The 530-nt window shown below is 48.5% G+C and carries 1 protein-coding gene; it reads left to right on the forward strand.

Going from position 1 to position 530, the window contains the following annotated elements:
• Positions 1-456, forward strand: a 456-nt coding sequence (locus A3766_RS10610) for a nickel-dependent hydrogenase large subunit (protein ID WP_231882884.1), incomplete at its 5' end; no start/stop codon positions are given.
• Positions 457-530: the final 74 nt, after the last annotated feature.

A 530-nucleotide genomic window follows, 5' to 3' on the forward strand; every position in this document is an offset into this window, starting at 1 on the left:
GGCTTTGAGCGCTTTATCCAGGGCCGATTACTTTGGGAAGTGCCTGTCATCGTTCAGCGCTTGTGTGGCATCTGCCCGGTAAGTCATCACTTAGCAGCCGCAAAAGCTATGGATATGATTGTCGGTGTTGACCAACTCACGCCCACCGCCGAAAAAATGCGCCGCCTAATGCACTACGGCCAGATTATGCAGAGCAACGTACTCCACTTCTTCCATCTCAGTTCACCTGACCTGCTCTTTGGTTTTTCTGCTCCCGCTAAAAAGCGCAATATCTTTGAAGTCATTAAAGCCTTTCCTGACCTGGCCAAGAAAGGCGCATTAATGCGCAAGCACGGACATGAAGCTATTCAGTACACCGCAGGTAAAAAAATTCATGCCAACACAGCCATCTCGGGCGGCATCAGTAAGAGTTTTTCATTTCAAGAACGAGACAAACCACTCCAAGATATCGATTAGATGATTGAGTGGTCACAAGACGCGGTCGATATTACGCGCAACTATACACTTGAGCACCTAGGGCTGGTAGAAAG

This window comes from Oleiphilus sp. HI0132, from assembly GCF_001635845.1.